Genomic DNA, 18134 nt, shown 5'->3' on the forward strand with positions numbered 1-18134 from the left:
GGCGGACGTTGTAAGCGGGATCGGAACTGATCTATCTTCAAGAAGCGTGCGGGGGACGGGAGGCACGCATGAGGATAGAGCGGGTGCGCGCGGGCTCGCAGCCGGCTGAGCTGTCGTTGCGCCGGAGGCCGAAAGGCCGGGTCGGGCGCGTGTGGGACCGCATTCTCGATTTCGCGCTCGTCCTCTGGGTCTTGCGCGTTCCGCTCTTCAGCGTCCTCCTCGGCCTCGCGCTGATGGCGGGCGTGACGCAGGCGCAGGACGTGACCCTCGATGTCGCCATGGCCGGCGCCCCGGTGGGTGCGACAGCCGGCCTCTCCCGCGCAATCCTCTCCCTCGTCGGCGCCGTCTTCCTCTTGTGGGCCATGCCGGTGCACTACGCCGCGCGGCTGCTGGTGGAGACGGACAACGGCCTCGCTGCCAAGGTCGCCCGGCGCGATTCCGCCGCGGGCCGCCGTGGCATTGCGGGGCACGACTGGCTGATGGCCGCCATGGTGCGCGAGGTGCCCCGCCTCATCGGGGTGCTGCCCTTCCTGATCTTCGCGATCGGCGCCTATGCCGCCATCGCCAACCTGCCGACACTCGCCGACCGCCCGGCCATCGAGGCCGCCCACCACCAGCTTACGGTGCTGATGTGGGCCATGCTGGCGGCGGCACCGCTCTTCTATCTCTATTGCGTGCTGCGCGGGCGGCTGACGCGGGTGGGTGCCCTCGCGGCGTTCGACCGCGTGCTGGGGCGCTGGCTGAAGCCGGTGTTCGCGCTGCTGGGCATCGCCCCCCGGCGGGACGATGCCGAGGGTCAGCTCCACGCCACCGGCCGCCTCGTCCTCCTCGTCTACGCGCTGCTGGTGGTGGCGGTGCTGGTGGCGAGCCCGCACTGGCTCGCGGCGCGGCTGCCGCTCGCTTTTGCCGTGCCGCTGATCTTCGGCGGCTGGGTGCCGATCCTCGCCTACCTCTCCTCCGTGGGGCGGCGCTTCCATGTGCCGATCCTGACCGGCCTGTTCGTCGCCGGGGCCGTCGGCGTCTATGTGTTCGGCGACAACCACGCGGTGCGCACCGTGGTGGCCGACGAGCCGGCGCACCGGCGCACCGGCCTCGTGCAGGCGGTCCACCTGTGGATGCAGGCCAACGGCTGCGCCGAGATGCCCGCCTCCTGCCCGCGCCCCGTCATTATCGCCGCCGCCGGCGGGGCGAGCCGGGCCGGCTTCTTCACCGCCAGCGTGATCGGCCATTTCCTGGACTACGACCGCCAGAAGCAGGCCTTCGCCTTCACCCGCGCCGACGGCTCCAAGGTGAGCCGCGCGGCCCGGGACGACGGGCGCTTCACCCCGGCCATCCAGAGCGCGCTCGACGGGCAGCAGCTCCAGAGCAAGGACATCGCCACCCGCCTGTTCGCCATCTCCGGCGTCTCGGGCGGCGCCTATGGCGCGGCGGTGGTGGCCGCCGCCCTGTCCGGACGCATTGGCAACGCGCCGCCGTGCCCCGCCGAGGCGCCGGCCCACTGGTTCGGCGGCGCCATCAACGGCTGGCGCGACTGCCTGGAGAGCATGACGGCGGACGACTTCCTCACCTCCACCTTCTTCGGCCTCGCCTTCCACGATCAGGTGCAGCTCTTCCTGCGCGACCGTGCCGCGCTGCTGGAGGAGGCCTGGGAGGCGAGCTTCGCCCGTCATGCGGGCGCGACCGGCGCGCCGGCCGGCCCCGGCGCCGCGCGCCGCCTCTCCGAGCCGTTCCTCGGCGCCCCGCGCGATCCCGCGCACTGGGTGCCCTATCTGGTGCTCAACGGCACGTCGGTGGAGACCGGCCAGCGGATCATCACCACCGATCTCCTGCCGACCTACGCGGCGTCGAACCGCTGCCCGAGCGGCGGCCCCAATGCCGAATGCCCTATCTTCACCCACGCCATCGACTTCCACAGCCTCGTGCGCTCGGACCTCGACGTGCGCCTCTCCACGGCGGCCACCAACTCGGCCCGCTTCCCGGTGATCTCGCCGCCGGGCGCCATCTATCAGGTGGATACGGACGTGGTGGACCGCATCGTGGACGGCGGCTATTTCGAGAATTTCGGGGCCGAGAGCGCCCTCGAACTTGCGCAGGCCATCGTGGACGTGGAGCCGGCGCTCGCGCCCTTCATCCTCGTCATCTCCAACGATCCCCAGAGCGTGCTCACCGAGGAGCGCACCGCGCGCGGCGTGGTGGTGCCGGATGCCGAGGAGAGCAGCCTGCTGCCCGAGGTCGCCGGCCCGCTCGGCGCCATCGGCGCGGTGCGCGGCGGACGCGGCCGGCTTGCCGTCGCCCACGCCTCGGCCTGGCTCGACGCCCGCTTCGGCGGGCGCTGCCCGGTGAACCTCGTGCAGATCAAGGTCTGGCCCGAGGACAGCGCCGGCCGCTGCCCCGTGGGCACCGCGACGCCGGAGAAGATCCGCCAGGTCTCCATGAGCTGGTGGCTCTCCAAGCCGGTGCAGATGAACCTGCACGAGCAGCTGGAGCCCACCCCCGACCGCTGCAACAACCGCGCGGCGGTGAGCGCGGTGTGGTCGGCCCTGGCCACGCGCTCCGACGTCTGCACCGGCCCGACGCCCTGAGCTGCCGAGCACCTGAGTCAAATCGTCGCGTGCCGTATTGCGGTGCGGCACGGTTGGTGTTTTCATTTCGAGGTTGCGGCGCTTCAGGCCGGGAACTTCGGGTCGCAGGAGGCGGGCCGGATCGTCTTTGGCCGGGAAGCGGGAAAGGACTGAGCGGGCGAGCGCGGAGGCGGCCGATGGACCGGTTGCTGGAAATACTGCTGCGGCGCGTCATCGTGAATGGCGCGCTGAAGGTCACGACGGCCACGGGCCGGAGCTTCACCGTGAACGCCCCGCCCCGCGACGGGCCGCCCCAAGAGGCCCCGCCCCAAGAGGCCCCGCACCAAGAGGCCCCGCACGAAGAGGCCCCGCACCAAGAGGCCCCGCACCAAGAGCCCCTCCTCGCCGTGCGCTTCACCACCCCGCAGGCCGAGCGCGGCATCGTCCTCGACCCCGAGCTGAAGCTGGGCGAGGCCTATATGGACGGCGAGCTGGTGATGGAGGCGGGCGACATCGCCGATCTCCTCGCCCTGCTCATGTCGCAGCCGGCCTCCTTCAATCCGAGCGTGCCGGCCAAGGCGTTCCACATGCTGCGGCGGCTCGGGCGGCGCATCGCCCAGTTCAACCCGCCCGAGCGGTCGCGGGCCAACGTGGCCCACCATTACGACATCGACGGCCGGCTCTATTCCCTCTTCCTCGATCACGACCGGCAATACAGCTGCGCCTATTTCGAGCATGAGGGGCAGAGCCTCGACGACGCCCAGCTCGCCAAGAAGCGCCATGTGGCGGCAAAGCTGGTGCTGGACCGGCCGGGGCTCCGGGTGCTCGACATCGGCTCCGGCTGGGGCGGGCTCGCGCTCTATCTGGCGGAGATGGCGGGGGCGGAGGTCTCCGGCGTCACCCTCTCGCAGGAGCAGCTGGCCCTCGCCACCGCCCGCGCCGGGGAGCGGGGGCTGGGGGAGCGCGTGTCATTCGCCTTGCGGGACTACCGGGACGTGGAGGGGCCGTTCGACCGCATCGTCTCGGTGGGCATGTTCGAGCATGTGGGCGTGGACCATTTCGGCGCCTTCTTCCGCAAGGCGCGGAGCCTGCTGAAGGAGGACGGGGTGATGCTGCTGCACGCCATCGGCCGCTCCGATCCGCCGGGCGTCACCAATCCGTTCATCGCCAAATACATCTTCCCCGGCGGTTACATCCCGGCCTTGTCGGAAGTGACGCCGCACATCGAGAAGAGCGGCCTCTTCGTCACCGACATCGAGCTTTTGCGCCTGCATTATGCGCAGACGCTGAAGGCGTGGCGCCAGCGCTTCCGCGCCCGCCGGGACGAGGCCGTGCGCCTCACCGACGAGCGCTTCTGCCGCATGTGGGACTTCTACCTCGCCGCCAGCGAGATGGGGTTTCGCCACCAGGGCCTGAACGTGTTCCAGATCCAGCTCGCCCGCCGGCAGGATGCGGTGCCGCTGACGCGCGGCTACATCGCCGAGGCCGAAGCGCGGCTGCGGCAGGCGGAAGCCGCCCGCGCCGCGCCGCTGCGGCTGGCGGGGGAGTAGGGGCGGTTTCGGCACTGCGTGGAGGTGAGCGGCGCCGCCCCGAGCGGTCCGTCGCCCTCCGGCGTGACCGGAGGGCCCATGGTGCCGCCGACGCAAACGGCGGGATGGGTGCTCCGGTCAAGCCGGAGCACGACGGCGGCGATCAGCCGGCGGCCCGCTCCCCGGACCAGCGACGGCGAAAGCCGGAGCACCGAGCCGGGGTCCAGCGAAACACCCCCCGCGCAGCGGGACGGTGCCTTTGGCCAACGCTGTATGGCGTCCGAAGCACGACGGCGTTCCGGCCCCGGCGCCCCCGCCACTCAGACGAAATACAGCCAGGTGATCAGCGCGAAGGGCGGCAGCAGGAAGGTGAAGGACCACGCCATGTAGCCGAAGAAGCTCGGCATCTTCACCCCGCGATGGCGGGCGATGGAGAGCACCATGAAATTCGGCGCATTGCCGATATAGGTGATGGCGCCCATGAACACCGCGCCGGCCGAGATGGCCTCCAGCGTCACCGCCAGCGGCCCCATCAGCTGGTGGGGATCGCCGCCGGCGAGGTTGAAGAACACGAGATAGGTCGGCGCATTGTCGAGGAAGGCGGAGAGCGCGCCCGTCAGCCAGAAGTACCAGACGTTCACCGGCTGTCCGTCCGGCCCGGTGACGAGATCGACGAGGGGGGAGAGCGCGCCGCTGCTGCCTGCCTTCAGGATGGCGATCACCGGGATGATGGTGAGGAAGATGGCGGCGAACAGCTTCGCCACCTCGCGGATGGGCTCCCAGTCGAAGCCGTTGCGCTCGCGCACCAGCGCCGGGGTGATGGCGAGCGAGATCAGCGCGAAGACGATGAGCAGCACGTCGCGCACCACCCACTGCAGCTCCACATGAGTGCCGTAGACGTTGAAATTGATGCCGGGCTTCCACAGCGCCGAGACGAGGATGGCGCCGATGATGCCGCCGAGCAGCGGGATGTTCTGCGCGCCGCGCAGGCCGATGCTGTCCGTGGTCGGCGTCGGGTCCGGCGGGTGGCGGATGATCTCGTCTTCCCGCGAATAGAAGAAGCGGTCAAGGATGTAGAAGGCGCCGAGCAGGATGGCCGCCACCACGAGGGTGTCGTGGAAGAGGTGGGTGGTGGTCCAGAAGAAGTTCACGCCCTTCAGGAAGCCGAGGAACAGGGGCGGGTCGCCGAGCGGCGTCAGCGAGCCGCCGATGTTCGACACGAGGAAGATGAAGAACACCACCGTGTGTACATTGTGCCGGCGGTTGTCGTTGGCGCGCAGCAGCGGGCGGATCAGCACCATCGAGGCGCCCGTGGTGCCGATGAGGCTGGCGATCACCGTGCCGATGGCGAGGATCACCGTGTTCAGCAGGGGCGTGCCCCGGAGGTTGCCCGTGACGAGGATGCCGCCGGATACGGTGAACAAGGCGAACAGCAGGATGATGAAGGGGATGTATTCCAGGAGCGCGGTGTGCACCACCTCGTGCGCGGTCGCCGACGGCCCGTAGGTGAGCGAGAAGGGCACCGCGAAGGCCAGCGCCCAGAACAGCGCCACCTTGCCGTAATGGTGGTGCCAGAAGTGCGGGGCAAGCAGCGGGAAAAGCGCGATCGACAGCAGCATGCCGGCGAAGGGAATGCCCCAGAGCAGGGGGAGCGCGGCGCCGTTGAGGGCGGGCACGCCGTCCGCCGCCAGTGCCGGCGCGGCCGAGAGGGTGGTCAGGAGGAGTGTTGCTGCAACGCCCGAAGCGACCCTCAACCCGCGACCCGGCGCCGTCATCGCCACCCTCCAGTTTGATCCCTCCGGTTTTGATGGACGAAGGGCCGGCATGTGGCAAGGCCAAACCAGCCGCGACGGCGGTCGGGGGCGGTGCGCGGCGCGTCGTGATAAGCTCGGCCCGATGACCGAGATCCTCTTCTATCACCTTGAGCGCCGCCCGCTGGAACAGGTGCTGCCGATGCTGCTGGAGAAGTCGCTGGAGCGCGGCTGGCGGTGCGTGGTGCAGTGCGGCTCGGCGGAGCGGCGGGACGCGCTCGATTCCCACCTTTGGACCTACAGTGAGGCCTCCTTCCTGCCCCATGGAACGGAGGCTCAGCCCTTGCCCGAGCGCCAGCCGGTGCTCATCGCCACCACCGAGGCGAACCCCAACGGCGCGCAGGTGCGCTTCCTGGTGGATGCGGTGCCTTTGGCCGATGCCTCGCCCTATGCGCGGGTCGTCCACCTGTTCGACGGGCGCGACGACGAGCAGGTGGCCAAGGCGCGCGAGCGCTGGCGCGAGGCCAAGGCGGCGCCCGGCAACGAACTCACCTACTGGCAACAGGACGAGAACGGGCGCTGGGTTCGGAAGGCGTGAGCTGCCGGGCGTTGCCATCGGAGGAACGATCTCCGTGGTCCGTCATCGCCCGCCTTGTGCGGGCGATCCACGGTTCGGCGGGGTCACGCATCCGCACATCGCTCAAACGGCAAAGTGAATTCCCCGGAACCCGGCTGCAACCGGGTTCCTGCCTTTGCGAACGGAAGTCGGCAGCAGCCGACTTCCGGACAAGCCGGGGGATGACGGAGCCCGAGAGTTTCCTATGCCCGCGGCCGGCGGCGGAACAGCCGCGACAGCAGCGTCAGCGCCGGCAGCACGAGGCCCGGCACGGCGGCGAGGGAGGCGTAGGAGGCGACGTTGGCCTGGGTGGCGCGCAGGTCCGCGGCCACCGCGTCCATGGCCGACTGGCTCACCTGGTTGGCCAGAGCCAGTTCGCGCGAGGGCTTCAGCGAAGCGCCCACGATGGCGACGATGAGGGCGAGCAGCAGCCCGCCGCCGCCCACCGTCACGGCCGCCCAGATCGGCCCCATGGACTGCTCCAGCGCCAGGAACAGCGCGACGCCCAGCATCACCACGCCGAAGCTCGCCACCAAGGCGGCAAAGGCGAAGAGGCCCGTGCGCGCCGCGATGTGGCGCAGGTGGATTTCGGCGATGATCGTGTTGGTGCGCAGCAGAATCTTCAGATTCCGCGAAAGCTGGTCGAAATTCATCCCGCGTCCCTTCCTCTGCGCACCCACCGGACCGGCTGGAGCAGCGAGCCTGCCACCGTACCGGCGACGAAGGCCACCGCCATCCACGCCAGCGGGCTCATCCGCACGGTCCGCCGCGCCCTGGCGCTCCCGGCGGCGGCGACCGCCTCGGGTCCGCTGGGCGGATCCTTCGACATGGCCGCCCTGAGGGCCACCCCCGCCAGCTCGCTCTGGAGCCCGACCAGCTCGGATTCCCGTTCGTCGCCCATGCCGCCTCCCGGATCGTCTCCGGGCGCCTGAGAGGGAAGCACCGCGCCCCGTCCTGTCAAGCCGCCCTGCGCAAGCAACAACTGCCGGATCGGGCGATTGATCCGCGATGAACCGACATCGCGGGCTTCAAGGTGGTGAAAAGCGGCTTTCTTGTCGAAAGAGGACGATTCACCGATCAAGTTGTTCAACTTGATCGGATCGCGCTCTAGCATCCCCCTCCCGCCCAAGGACGATCCCTAAAGAGGCCTGCCCCATATGAGCCCGACCAACGCCGCGCCGCGCACCCTCGACTATTTCTTCTCCAGCGTGAGCCCCTGGACCTTCCTCGGCCATGGCCCGGTGATGGCGGTGGCCGCCCGCCACGGGGTCGAGGTGCGCTTCCATCCGGTGTCGCTCGGCCCCGTCTTCGCCGAGACCGGTGGCCTGCCGCTGCCCAAGCGCGCCCCGCCGCGCCAGCGCTACCGCATCCTCGAACTGCAGCGCTGGCGCGAGAAGCGCGGGGTGGACCTCAAGGTCCATCCCGCCCACTGGCCGTTCGACGGCACGCTCGCCGACCAGACCATCATCGCCGCCATGGAAGCGGGGCACGCGCCCGGCGACCTGATGGAGCGCATCTTCTCCGGCGTCTGGGTGCGGCAGGAGAACCTCGCTCTGCCCGAGGTCATCGCCGCCTGCGCCGACGCGGTGGGCCTGCCCGGCGCCGATCTGGTCGCGGCCGCGGGGGAGGACAAGATCGCCGCCATCTATCTTGAGAACCGCGCGAAGGCCCTCGCCGCCGACGTGTTCGGCGCGCCGTCCTACGTGCTCGACGGCGAGGTGTTCTGGGGCCAGGACCGCATCGACCTGCTGGACGATGCCCTCACCTCGGGACGGGCGCCCTACAAGCCGGATGTGGCCTGATCCCGTCCGCCCCCTTCCGGCCCCGATCGGCGTGCTTATCTAGCGACGATGACGCGGCGGAATGGCCGCGGGACGTGAGGCGGGATTTGGAGGCGCGCATGGTCTTCCCGACAGCCCCGGCGCATTCGGCCGGACTTCCCCTCGCGGCGGCCCTCGCCGCGAGCCTTCTCGCGGCCCCGGCCCTCGCGCAGGCGCCGGTGCCGGTGCCGCCCGGCGACACGGCGGCGCCGCGCTTCTCCTTCGCCCCGGTGGAGGGCGGCGCGCTCAAGCTCGACCGCGAAACCGGCCGCGTCTCCCTGTGCGCGAAACGCGGCACCGGCTTCACCTGCGAGGCGGTGCCGGATACGCGTGACGCCTACGAGGCGGAGATCGCCCGCCTGCAGGCGGAGAACGACACCCTGCGCCGCTCGGCCCAGCTTCCGCCCATCCCGCCTTTGCCTCCGTCGCCCGGTGCCGGGCCGAACGCCAGCCCCGACACGTCGGACATTGACCAGGCGCTGGCCTATGCCGAGCGCTTCTATCGCCGCCTAAGGGGGATGATCGACGAGTTCCGCTCGCCCAACGGGCAGGAGCGGCTCTGAGAGCGGCCTAGCGCCCCGGACATGCGACGGCGGAGCCGGAGCGCTGATCCGAGGCCAGGTGAGGGTTCCCGCGCAGCGGGCATCCTCCCCTCTCCCCTTGCGGGAGAGGGGCTGGGGGTGAGGGGGCTGGTGACGCCATTCCTGCTTTCGGGCCAAGGGAGAGATACCCCTCACCCCGACCCTCTCCCCCAAGGGGAGAGGGAGACGCTGCTGCGCCTTCGGCGGTCTTTTTGCGCTGGGTCCCGGCGCGCATTCCGCTGCGCTGCATGCGTCCGGGACGCGAGAATGCGCAGACAACTCTCCCCTCAGAAATCCGCCAGATACCCATCCACCCGCTTCAGCGCCTGATCGGAGATGCTGCCCGGGAAGGCGATGAAGACGTGGCAGCCGCCGGGATAGACGTCCAGCTCCGTCCCGTTCCCGGCCGCAGCCCACGCGTTGGCCATGAAGAGGGTGTCGTCCACCAGAAGGTCGCGGCTGCCGACGATGAACAACGCCTTGGGCAGGCCCTTGAGGTTGGCGAGGAGAGGCGACACGTCGGGATCGTCCGCCTTGCCTTCGAGGCGCAGGTAGTTGTTGACGAAGAAGGTCACGTCCCGCGTGTTCAGCACCAGCGGCAGGTCGCCCCAGTTGCGGACGGAGGCGGTCAGGCGCAGATCGTAGCAGCCGGCGGTGAGCACGGCGGCGGAGAAGGGGCTGAGGCCGTGGCGGTCGCGCAGCCGCAGCAGGGTGACGACCGCCAGCGTCGCGCCGCCCGATTCGCCGCCGATGGCGAAGCGCTCGGTGCCGAAGCGGGCCTTGCCCTCCTTCACCAGCCACAGCGCCGCCGCCTCGCAATCGTCGGGGCCTGCGGGATAGGGGACTTCCGGCGCGAGGGCATAATCCACCGACACGACCGCCAGCCCGCAATTGGCGGCGATGCGGTCGAGCAGCGCCTCGTTCTCGCGCGCCGAGCCCACCGTCCAGCCGCCGCCATGGATGTGCAAATAGACGCCCTTGGGCGCCCCGTCCGGCATGAAGATGCGCACCGGCACCGCACCGCGCGGGCCGGGGATGGTCTCCACCGAGGCGCGCGGGCTCTCCGGCGACAGCGGGAACGTGCCCTTGCCGGCGAGGCGGGCGGCACGGATGTCGGCCAGCGGCGCCGCCCAGCGGTCCGGGATGGCGCCGAGGGCCTTCACGATGGCATCGTTGACCATGCGCGTGTCGGGCGCGATGGCCGCGTCGGAGAACACGGCGGGATCGAGAACCAGCTTCGACATTGAAGGACCCTGATGGTTCGGGAATAACCGCCCGGAAGGCGCGGCGCGACAGGTCCCCAACTGGTACGTGGCGGGCGAAAGCCGCGCAAGCAGGAGGAGAGATCACCATGGCGCGCACCAGCCGCACCCCGGCGAGACTGAGCGGGGCCGTGCGCCACGCCGAGGCGACGCTTCAGGTGGAGACGCCCGGCGAGGGCTTCACCGACATCACCCGCGAGGCCGCCGCCTTCCTCACCGAGATCGCGGCCGGCGACGGCGTGCTGACCGTCTTCTGCCGGCACACATCGGCCTCCCTCACCATCCAGGAGAATGCCGACCCGGATGTGCAGACCGACCTCCTCACCGCCTTGCGCACCCTCGCGCCGCGCACTTTCCGCTGGGTCCACGACACCGAGGGGCCGGACGACATGCCGGCCCATGTGCGCACCATGCTGAGCGACGCGAGCCTCTCCATCCCGGTGCGCGGCGGGCGGCCGTGGCTCGGCACATGGCAGGGCCTCTATCTCGTGGAGCACCGTGACCGGCCCCATCGCCGGGAGGTGGTTTTGACTTTCACCGGAACGCTTGGTCAATTTCCCTGATCGGCTTGTCACCGGTTCGCCACGGATTGATGATCGCAAGATTGATTCGTGCGTGCTCTTCGTGAGTTTAGAGGGCGATTCACCCATCAAGTTGGTTTAGCTTGGTCGGATTGCGCTCTGGCGTTGCGGCGGCTGCGCGACAAGAAGCGGAAGCCTTGCGGGGGAGGAAGCATGGTGGAAGATGCCGGGAACGGACTGCGCCTCGTCATTGCCGACGACCATCCCCTGTTCCGCGGCGCCCTGCGCGAGGCGGTGCTCGGCCGCAGCGCCGACGCACGGATCGAGGAGGTCGGCACCTTCGACGACCTGACCGCGCTTCTGGAACGCGACGCGGATTTCGACCTCATCCTCCTCGACCTCACCATGCCGGGCGCGCGGGGCTTTTCCGGCCTCATCTATCTGCGCGCGCAATACATGGCGATCCCGGTGGTGGTGGTCTCCGGCAATGAGGAGCCGGCGGTGATCCGCCGCTGCATCGATCTCGGCGCCTCCGGCTTCATCCCCAAGAGCATGAGCGTCGGCAGCATGCGCGATGCGGTGGCGCAGGTGCTGAAGGGCGAGACCTTCCTGCCGCCCGACATCAACGTGACCACCAAGGCCGACGCCGAGACCGACGCCATCATCGCCCGCCTCTCCACTCTCACGCCCCAGCAGGTGCGGGTGCTGATGATGCTGGCCGAGGGCCGGCTCAACAAGCAGATCGCCTACGAGCTGTCCGTCTCCGAGGCGACGGTGAAGGCGCACGTCTCCGCCATCCTGCAGAAGCTCGGGGTGGAAAGCCGCACCCAGGCCGTGATCGCCGTGTCCAAGGTGGAGCAGGGCCTGTGGAGCCATCCGCAGGCGTGAGCGCGGGCTGGCCGGCTCCGCCGCGGTAGGGACCTCTTCACCGCTCCGGCCTAAACAGGGCGGGGACCGGCACGCCTGCGGCGTCGCGGGAACGGCGGAAGGATCGAGATGACCGAGCAAAGCCTGAGCGGCGCTGAAGCGCCCCGGCGCCGCACCCTGAAGGAGGCGGTCGCGCTCTACACCCAGCGCGACGTGCTGTCCGTCAGCCTGCTCGGCTTCTCCTCCGGCCTGCCGCTGGCGCTGGTGGGCGGCACGCTCTCGCTGTGGATGAAGGACGTGGGGGTGACGCTCACCGCCATCGGCCTGTTCAGCCTCGTGGGCCTGCCCTACACCCTGAAATTCCTCTGGGCGCCGGTGCTGGACGCGGTGGACGTGCCGCTCCTCTCCCGCCTGCTCGGCCGGCGGCGCGGCTGGCTTTTGACCTGCCAGATCGTGCTCATCGCCGCCATCGCCGCGCTGGCGCTCCAGGACCCCATCGCCGCGCCCTTCGGCGTCGCCGCCTGCGCGCTCGCCGTCGCCATCGCCTCGGCGACGCAGGACATCGCGGTGGACGCCTTTCGCGTGGAGCGGCTGGAAAGCGCCGGCGAGCAGGCGGCCGGCATGGCCGGCTACGTCACCGGCTATCGCATCGCCATGCTGGCCACCGGCGCCGGCGTCATCGCGCTGGTCGCCTATCTGGAAACGGCGCTGGGCCTGCCGCGCGGCACGAGCTGGTTCTGGGGCTACATGATCGCCGCCGGCTGCGTCCTCATCGGCGTCGGCGCCACCCTCTTCGCCCGCGAGCCCACGGCGCCGGTGCGGGCGCCGGAGGAAGGCACCGGCCACCGCCTCGTCGCCACCACGGTGGGTGCGTTCGGCGAGTTCCTCCGCCGCAACCAGGCGGTGATGATCCTGCTGTTCGTGATGCTGTTCAAATTCTGCGATGCCTTCGCCGGCGTGCTCACCGGGCCGTTCGTGCTGGATATCGGCTTCTCGAAGGCGACCTATGTGGAAATCGTGAAGGTGGTGGGCTTCGGCGGCACCATCGCCGGCAGCTTCGCGGGGGCGTGGTTGGCGCGAGAGCGTCCGCTGGTGACGTGCCTGTGGATTTCCGGCGTGCTGCAGATGGCCTCCAACCTCGGCTTCACCCTCCAGGCCTATGCGGGGCCGAACGAGGCGGTGCTGACGGGCGTCATCCTTGTCGAGAACTTCACCAGCGCCGTCGGCACGGTGATCTTCGTCGCCTATCTCTCGGCCCTGTGCGGCGCACGGGAGCACACCGCGACCCAGTATGCGCTCCTCACCGCGCTGACGGCGGTGGGCCGCACGCTGCTCGGCTCCTCCAGCGGCGCCATCGCGGAGGCGTCGGGCTGGCCGGTGTTCTTCATCCTGACCGCCGTCGCCGGACTGCCGGGCCTTGCCGTGCTGTTCTGGCTGCAGACGAAGGGGCACTTCGCCGAGCTGGCGCGGGAGAAGGCCTGACCGGCGCGCCTCAGCGCCGGCCGAAGGCCGGACGGCTGAACCAGAGCAGCACGAGGGCGAGCGGGATCATCACATGATCCAGGATCTTGCCCGGCGGCGCGTGGGTGACATCCAGCGGCCGCATGTGGCCGAGGAGATAGCGGCCGGCATATTCCACGAACATGAACACCAGCAGCAGCGGGATCAGCGCCCGGTAGCGCGCCAGCGCCACCACGTAGAAGAGCCCCATGATGAGCTGCGACAGGCCCCAGAGCGCGAACACGAAGATCACCGCCTGACCCGCCTGCACCGGCGAGAAGGTGTCGAGCGGGATATGCGCCACCGATTGCGCCCCGCCATCCGGTGCGAACATGTGGAACAGGCTGCGCCCGATGGTCATGGCGGTGATCGCCGCGAACACCGCCACCACCGCGCGATGGCCGGGAAAGTGATTGTCGATGCGGTCCGGCAGGATCCAGTTCATGCAGCGCTCCGGGCGGGCGAGGACGGGCGGCACGCGGGACGAAGCCGCCATCCGGAGTTATGGCATCGCTCGCGCCCGGACCGGATGGCGGAAAATGGCCCGAAGGGCGGGCGCTTTCCTGGGGATGTCATCGCCCGCCTTGTGCGGGCGGTCGCCCCCTCAGCCGGCAGGATGATCGCCACACTGGCACCGGATCGGCGGATACGTGGATCCCCCGGACAAGCCGGGGGATGACGCTTCATTCGGAGTGTTGATCTACCGCCGCCGCCCGGCCTGCTGGGCCACCTGGAGCACCACGCGCTCGCAGATGGCGGGGGCGAGCGTCGCGTTGCGGCGGGCGGCGAGCACCGCGTCGTCCACGGCGAGCAGCGCCTTCATGCAGCGATCGGGGTCGAGGCCGCGCAGGGCCTTTTCCAGCTTGGGCTTGCGGGAGAAATGCACCGGCGGGCGGGCGGAGCCCACCACGCTGTCGGGGCTCGATCCGCCCGCCACGGCCAGCGTCATGGGGTGCAGAGCAGTGAGCGCGCGGAGCAGGCCGCCCAGCACCGCATCCGGCCGCGTCGCCGCGCCGAAGGCCTTCGAGAGCGCGGCCAGCGCCTCCCGCGTCTCGCCGGCGAGGGCTGAATCCACCACATCGTCCAGCGCGAGGGCAGAGGCATCGCCGACGATGAGGCGCACGTCGTCCAGCGTCACGCGCTGGGAGCCCATGGCGTAGAGGATGAGCTTGGCGATCTCCCCGCGCGAGGCCAGCCGGTCGCCGCCGATGAGCGAGACGAGCAACTCGCGCGCGTCGCGGTCGATGGCAAGGCCCGCCTCCGCCATCATCTGGTCGACGAGGCGGGCGAGGTCGCGCTCGCTGTCGGCGTAGCAGGCGATGGCGAGGGCGTTCTGGGCGTTCTCGCACAGCGTGCGCAGCGGGGCGCCCTTCTTGAGGTCGCCGGCCTCCACCACCACCAGCGCGTCACAGGGATTGGACAGCACCGGCTGGAGCGCGGGCACGATGTTCTTGGAGCCGGCGCGCACCCACACCACCCGCTCGCCGCCGAACAGGCCGATGGTGGAGGTTTCGTCGATCAGCCGGCGGGGATCGGAGGCGATCTCATCGCCCTCCAGCCGCACCAGCGCGAAGGGGTCCTGGGCGTCGGGCACGGCACGGCGCACCAGCCCCTCGGCACGCTCGCGCACGAGGCCGGTGTCGGGACCGAAGATGAGGACGACGCTCTTGCCGCGGTCGCGCCGGGCGAGCGCCGCGTCGGCGTCGCCGGGCCGGACCGCGACCATGGCTCAGCTTCCCGAGCGGACGGGCGGCGCGTTGCCGGTGCGGATGAACCAGGCGGCGAGCTGCGCCTTGATCTGGTCCGCCACGGAGCGGGCGGCGCGCTTCTCGGCGTCGATCTGCGCGCTGTAATTGGCGAAGCGCTGGTCGCTGGTGTCGATGGTGGCGGTGCCGGTGGCCGCGCCTTCCGTCACCGTCGCCTTCTTCTTGTCGTCCGCCTTGATGATGCGCCAGTTGGCGGTCACGCGGATGATCTGGTTCTCGGGCAGGCCCGAGGCCGAATTGATGAGCGCCGTGGAGGTGGAGGAATCCACCGAGATGATCATCTGCAGGGGCGCACCCTTGGGGTTCCCCTCGCCGCCGGTGAGGGCGAAGATCAGGTCGTTGCGCAGCTCGTTGCCGAGCCGCCCCTGGATCTGGACGATCTCGACGTCCTTCATCTTGTCCAGCAGGGCCGGGCCGCCGGTGGTCGAATTCTCGGCATAGAGCGGCTGGAAGCAGCCCGCGAGCGCGCCCGAGAGGGCGCCCACGACCATGAGCCGCGCCAGCAGGCGCGCGGGGTGCGTTCGGGACGAGGGATCAGGCGACGACATTCACGATCCTCTGCGGCACGACGATGATACGCTTCGGCGCGCGTCCGTCGAGTGCCCGCTGCACGCTTTCCAGCGCCAGCACGGCGGCTTCGACCTCGGCGGGGGTCGCCTCGCGCGGGACGACGATATCGTCACGCTTCTTGCCATTGATCTGGATCGGAAGTGTGACCGTGTCACGGCGCAGCAGCGCCGGGTCGGTCGCGGGCCACGCGGCCTCGGCGGCGAGGCCCTCATGGCCGAGCACCACCCAGCACTCCTCCGCGAGATGCGGCACCATGGGCGCCACCACGGCGGCGAGCATCTGCGCCGCCTCGGTGAGCGCGAAGGCAAGGTCGTCCGGCACCGGCTTCGCATTGCGGGCGGCGGCGATGGCCGAGCCGAACACGTTGGCGAATTCGTGCACATGCGCCACGGCCACGTTGAAGCGCAGCCGCTCGATGTCCTCGGCCACCGTCGCGACGAGCCCATGGGCGGCGCGGCGCAGGCCGAGGGCCTGCTCGCTGAACGTCTCAGGGCGCGGCGCACCCGAAGTTGCACCCGGCTTGGCGCCCAGCTCCACCGCCTCGTTCACCAGGCGCCAGACGCGCTGGACGAAGCGCCAGGCGCCCTCGATGCCGCCCTGCGTCCACTCGCTGTCGCGCTCGGGCGGGGTGTCGGAGAGCATGAACCAGCGGGCGCAGTCCACGCCGTAGGTATCCGCCACCACTTCGGGCGCCACCACGTTGCGCTTGGACTTGGACATCTTCTCCGGCGGGGAGACGGTGACGGGCGATCCGTCCTCGATCTTCACCGCCTTGCCGTTGCCGAGGAGCTTCACCTCCTCGGGGAAGAGCCACTTGCCCTCGGTATCCTTATACGTCTCGTGGACGATCATGCCCTGGGTGAAGAGGCCGGCGAACGGCTCCTCCAGGTCCACGCGCCCGCAATGCTTCAGCGCGCGGGTGAAGAAGCGGGAATAGAGCAGGTGCAGGATCGCGTGCTCGATGCCGCCGATATACTGGTCCACCGGCAGCCAGTGGGAGACCGCCGCCTTGTCCAGCGGGGTCTCCACATTGTCCGAGGCGTAGCGCAGGAAGTACCACGACGAATCCACGAAGGTGTCCATGGTGTCCGTCTCGCGCCGGGCCGGCTTGCCGCATTTGGGGCACGGCACGTCGCGCCACGCCTTGGCGCGGTCGAGCGGATTGCCGGGACGGTCGAAGGTCACGTCATCCGGCAGTTGAACCGGCAGCTGGTCGCGCGGCACGCCCACCGGGCCGCAATCATCGCAATGGATGACCGGGATGGGGCAGCCCCAGTAGCGCTGGCGCGAGATGCCCCAGTCGCGCAGCCGGAAATTGACCCGCCTTGTGCCCTGCGGCTCGTCGCCGACGCGGAAGCGCTCCAGCTGGCGGGCCACCGCCTCCTTGGCCTCGGGCACGCTCATGCCATCGAGGAAGGCGGAATTGAACAGGGTGCCGTCGCCGTCATACGGCCCATCGGCCACCGAGAAGGTGGCGGGGTCCGCGCCCTCGGGCAGCACCACGGGGGTGATGGCGAGGCTGTATTTGGTGGCGAAGTCGAAGTCGCGCTGGTCGTGGGCCGGGCAGCCGAAGATGGCGCCGGTGCCGTAGTCCATCAGCACGAAGTTCGCGACATAGACCGGCACGGTGCGGGTGGCGTCCAGCGGGTGGACGACACTGAGCCCGGTCGCGTAGCCCTTCTTCTCCTGCGTCTCGATCTCTTCCGCCGAGGTGCCGCCGCGCTTGCACTCGGCGATGAAGGCGGAGAGCTGCCCGTCCGTGCCGGCGAGGTGCTTGGCCAGCGGATGGTCGGGCGAGAGCGCGAGGAAGGAGGCGCCGAACAGGGTGTCCGGGCGTGTGGTGTAGACCTTCACCGCCTTCGTGTCGGCCGGCAGCTTGCCGGCGGCGAGCGCGGGCTTGGCGAACTCGAACAGGACTTCGAGCCCTTCCGAGCGGCCGATCCAGTTGCGCTGCATGAGGCGCACCTTGTCCGGCCAGCGGTCGAGCGTGTCGATGGCGTCGAGCAGTTCCTGGGCGAACTGGGTGATGCGCAGGAACCACTGCGACAGCTTGCGCCGCTCCACGATGGCGCCGGAGCGCCAGCCGCGGCCGTCGATGACCTGCTCGTTGGCGAGCACGGTGTTGTCCACCGGGTCCCAGTTGACCTCGCTCTCCTTGCGATAGGCGAGACCGTTGTCCAGGAAATCGAGGAAGATGCGCTGCTGCTCCACGTAATAGGACGGGTCGCAGGTGGCGATCTCGCGGTTCCAGTCGAGCGACAGGCCGAGCAGCTGGAGCTGCTCGCGCATGGAGGCGATGTTCTCGTAGGTCCAGGCCTTGGGGTGGATGCCGCGCTCGATGGCGGCATTCTCCGCCGGCAAGCCGAAGGCGTCCCAGCCCATGGGATGGAGCACGTTGAAGCCCTGCATGCGCTTGTAGCGCGCGAGCACGTCGCCCATCACATAGTTGCGGCCGTGGCCGATGTGGATGCGCCCCGACGGATAGGGGAACATCTCCATGACGAAGAATTTCGGACGCGGGTCGTCGTTGCGCGTGCGGAAGATGCCGCGCTCGGCCCAGGTCTTCTGCCACTTCGGCTCGGCTTCGCGGGCGTTGTAGCGGTCTTGCGTGCGGTCCTGGGTGCGATCTTGCGCGCACTCGGCGGCGTTGTCCGGCATACGATCTTGGGTCATGGGTCCGTCAGGCGTCGAAACGGCCGGGACTAGGACAGAAACGGACCCTGCGGTCAACCGTCCCGCACTGCGGAAGGCCCAGCTCTCTCCGCAACCGGAGAGGCTGGCACGCGGGGG

16 protein-coding genes are annotated in these 18134 nt (G+C 69.9%); 8 read left to right on the plus strand and 8 right to left on the minus strand.

The annotated features are described in order from the left end of the window. Positions 1-68: 68 nt before the first annotated feature. Together J2126_RS20700 and J2126_RS20705 are read left to right on the plus strand one after the other, a co-directional pair. Positions 69-2582: a hypothetical protein gene (locus tag J2126_RS20700; RefSeq protein WP_209488716.1), complete on the plus strand. Its 2514-nt coding sequence runs from the start codon at positions 69-71 to the stop codon at positions 2580-2582. A 176-nt stretch (positions 2583-2758) separates the two neighbouring features. Next, positions 2759-4111, plus strand: coding sequence for an SAM-dependent methyltransferase (locus tag J2126_RS20705; protein WP_209488717.1), 1353 nt, complete (start codon positions 2759-2761; stop codon positions 4109-4111). A gap of 299 nt (positions 4112-4410) precedes the next feature. Here the strand turns inward: J2126_RS20705 and J2126_RS20710 are convergent, their stop codons facing one another. Continuing rightward, the gene (locus J2126_RS20710; protein WP_209488718.1) at positions 4411-5865 is read right to left on the minus strand and encodes a sodium:proton antiporter; all 1455 of its coding nucleotides are present in this window, start codon (positions 5863-5865) and stop codon (positions 4411-4413) included. Positions 5866-5986: 121 nt separating this feature from the next. Between J2126_RS20710 and J2126_RS20715 the strand changes: the two genes are divergently transcribed. After that, positions 5987-6439: a DNA polymerase III subunit chi gene (locus J2126_RS20715; RefSeq protein ID WP_209488719.1), complete on the plus strand. Its 453-nt coding sequence runs from the start codon at positions 5987-5989 to the stop codon at positions 6437-6439. Between the two features lie 221 nt (positions 6440-6660). Here J2126_RS20715 and J2126_RS20720 read toward each other — a convergent pair whose 3' ends face one another. Continuing rightward, entirely contained in the window at positions 6661-7110 is a 450-nt protein-coding gene (locus J2126_RS20720; protein WP_209488720.1) for a hypothetical protein, read from the minus strand. Then, positions 7107-7571 carry a hypothetical protein gene (locus J2126_RS20725; protein WP_209488721.1) on the minus strand — a complete coding sequence of 155 codons (465 nt, stop codon included), beginning with the start codon at positions 7569-7571 and terminating at the stop codon, positions 7107-7109. Before J2126_RS20725 ends, J2126_RS20720 begins: the two co-directional genes overlap by 4 nt. Before the next feature lie 43 nt (positions 7572-7614). Here J2126_RS20725 and J2126_RS20730 point away from each other — a divergent pair, with 43 nt between their 5' ends. Together J2126_RS20730 and J2126_RS20735 are read left to right on the plus strand one after the other, a co-directional pair. Next, entirely contained in the window at positions 7615-8259 is a 645-nt protein-coding gene (locus tag J2126_RS20730) for a 2-hydroxychromene-2-carboxylate isomerase (protein ID WP_209488722.1), read from the plus strand. Between the two features lie 98 nt (positions 8260-8357). Beyond that, positions 8358-8840 carry a hypothetical protein gene (locus tag J2126_RS20735; RefSeq protein ID WP_209488723.1) on the plus strand — a complete coding sequence of 161 codons (483 nt, stop codon included), beginning with the start codon at positions 8358-8360 and terminating at the stop codon, positions 8838-8840. Positions 8841-9145: 305 nt separating this feature from the next. Here J2126_RS20735 and J2126_RS20740 read toward each other — a convergent pair whose 3' ends face one another. After that, positions 9146-10102 carry an alpha/beta hydrolase gene (locus tag J2126_RS20740; RefSeq protein WP_209488724.1) on the minus strand — a complete coding sequence of 319 codons (957 nt, stop codon included), beginning with the start codon at positions 10100-10102 and terminating at the stop codon, positions 9146-9148. Between the two features lie 107 nt (positions 10103-10209). Here J2126_RS20740 and J2126_RS20745 point away from each other — a divergent pair, with 107 nt between their 5' ends. The 3 genes from J2126_RS20745 (at position 10210) to J2126_RS20755 (ending at position 12990) form a co-directional block, all read left to right on the plus strand. Further along, positions 10210-10683 carry a secondary thiamine-phosphate synthase enzyme YjbQ gene (locus J2126_RS20745; RefSeq protein ID WP_209488725.1) on the plus strand — a complete coding sequence of 158 codons (474 nt, stop codon included), beginning with the start codon at positions 10210-10212 and terminating at the stop codon, positions 10681-10683. Positions 10684-10854: 171 nt separating this feature from the next. Beyond that, a complete protein-coding gene (locus J2126_RS20750) occupies positions 10855-11529 on the plus strand; it encodes a LuxR C-terminal-related transcriptional regulator (RefSeq protein ID WP_209488726.1) in 675 nt (224 codons plus the stop codon). A 108-nt stretch (positions 11530-11637) separates the two neighbouring features. Beyond that, the gene (locus J2126_RS20755; protein WP_209488727.1) at positions 11638-12990 is read left to right on the plus strand and encodes an AmpG family muropeptide MFS transporter; all 1353 of its coding nucleotides are present in this window, start codon (positions 11638-11640) and stop codon (positions 12988-12990) included. A gap of 10 nt (positions 12991-13000) precedes the next feature. Here J2126_RS20755 and J2126_RS20760 read toward each other — a convergent pair whose 3' ends face one another. From J2126_RS20760 to leuS, 4 genes are all read right to left on the minus strand, one after another. Next, positions 13001-13453 (minus strand): hypothetical protein, encoded by a 453-nt coding sequence (locus J2126_RS20760; protein ID WP_209488728.1) that lies wholly within the window; start codon positions 13451-13453, stop codon positions 13001-13003. A gap of 255 nt (positions 13454-13708) precedes the next feature. Beyond that, positions 13709-14734, minus strand: coding sequence for a DNA polymerase III subunit delta (holA, locus tag J2126_RS20765; protein ID WP_209488729.1), 1026 nt, complete (start codon positions 14732-14734; stop codon positions 13709-13711). 3 nt (positions 14735-14737) lie between these two features. Then, complete coding sequence (lptE, locus tag J2126_RS20770; RefSeq protein ID WP_209488730.1) at positions 14738-15322, minus strand: LPS assembly lipoprotein LptE; 585 nt, start codon at positions 15320-15322, stop codon at positions 14738-14740. Then, a complete protein-coding gene (gene leuS / locus J2126_RS20775) occupies positions 15309-18002 on the minus strand; it encodes a leucine--tRNA ligase (protein WP_245328045.1) in 2694 nt (897 codons plus the stop codon). Before leuS ends, lptE begins: the two co-directional genes overlap by 14 nt. Between the last annotated feature and the right edge of the window lie 132 nt (positions 18003-18134).

The organism is Xanthobacter flavus (genome assembly GCF_017875275.1).
Lineage (GTDB): Bacteria > Pseudomonadota > Alphaproteobacteria > Rhizobiales > Xanthobacteraceae > Xanthobacter > Xanthobacter flavus_A.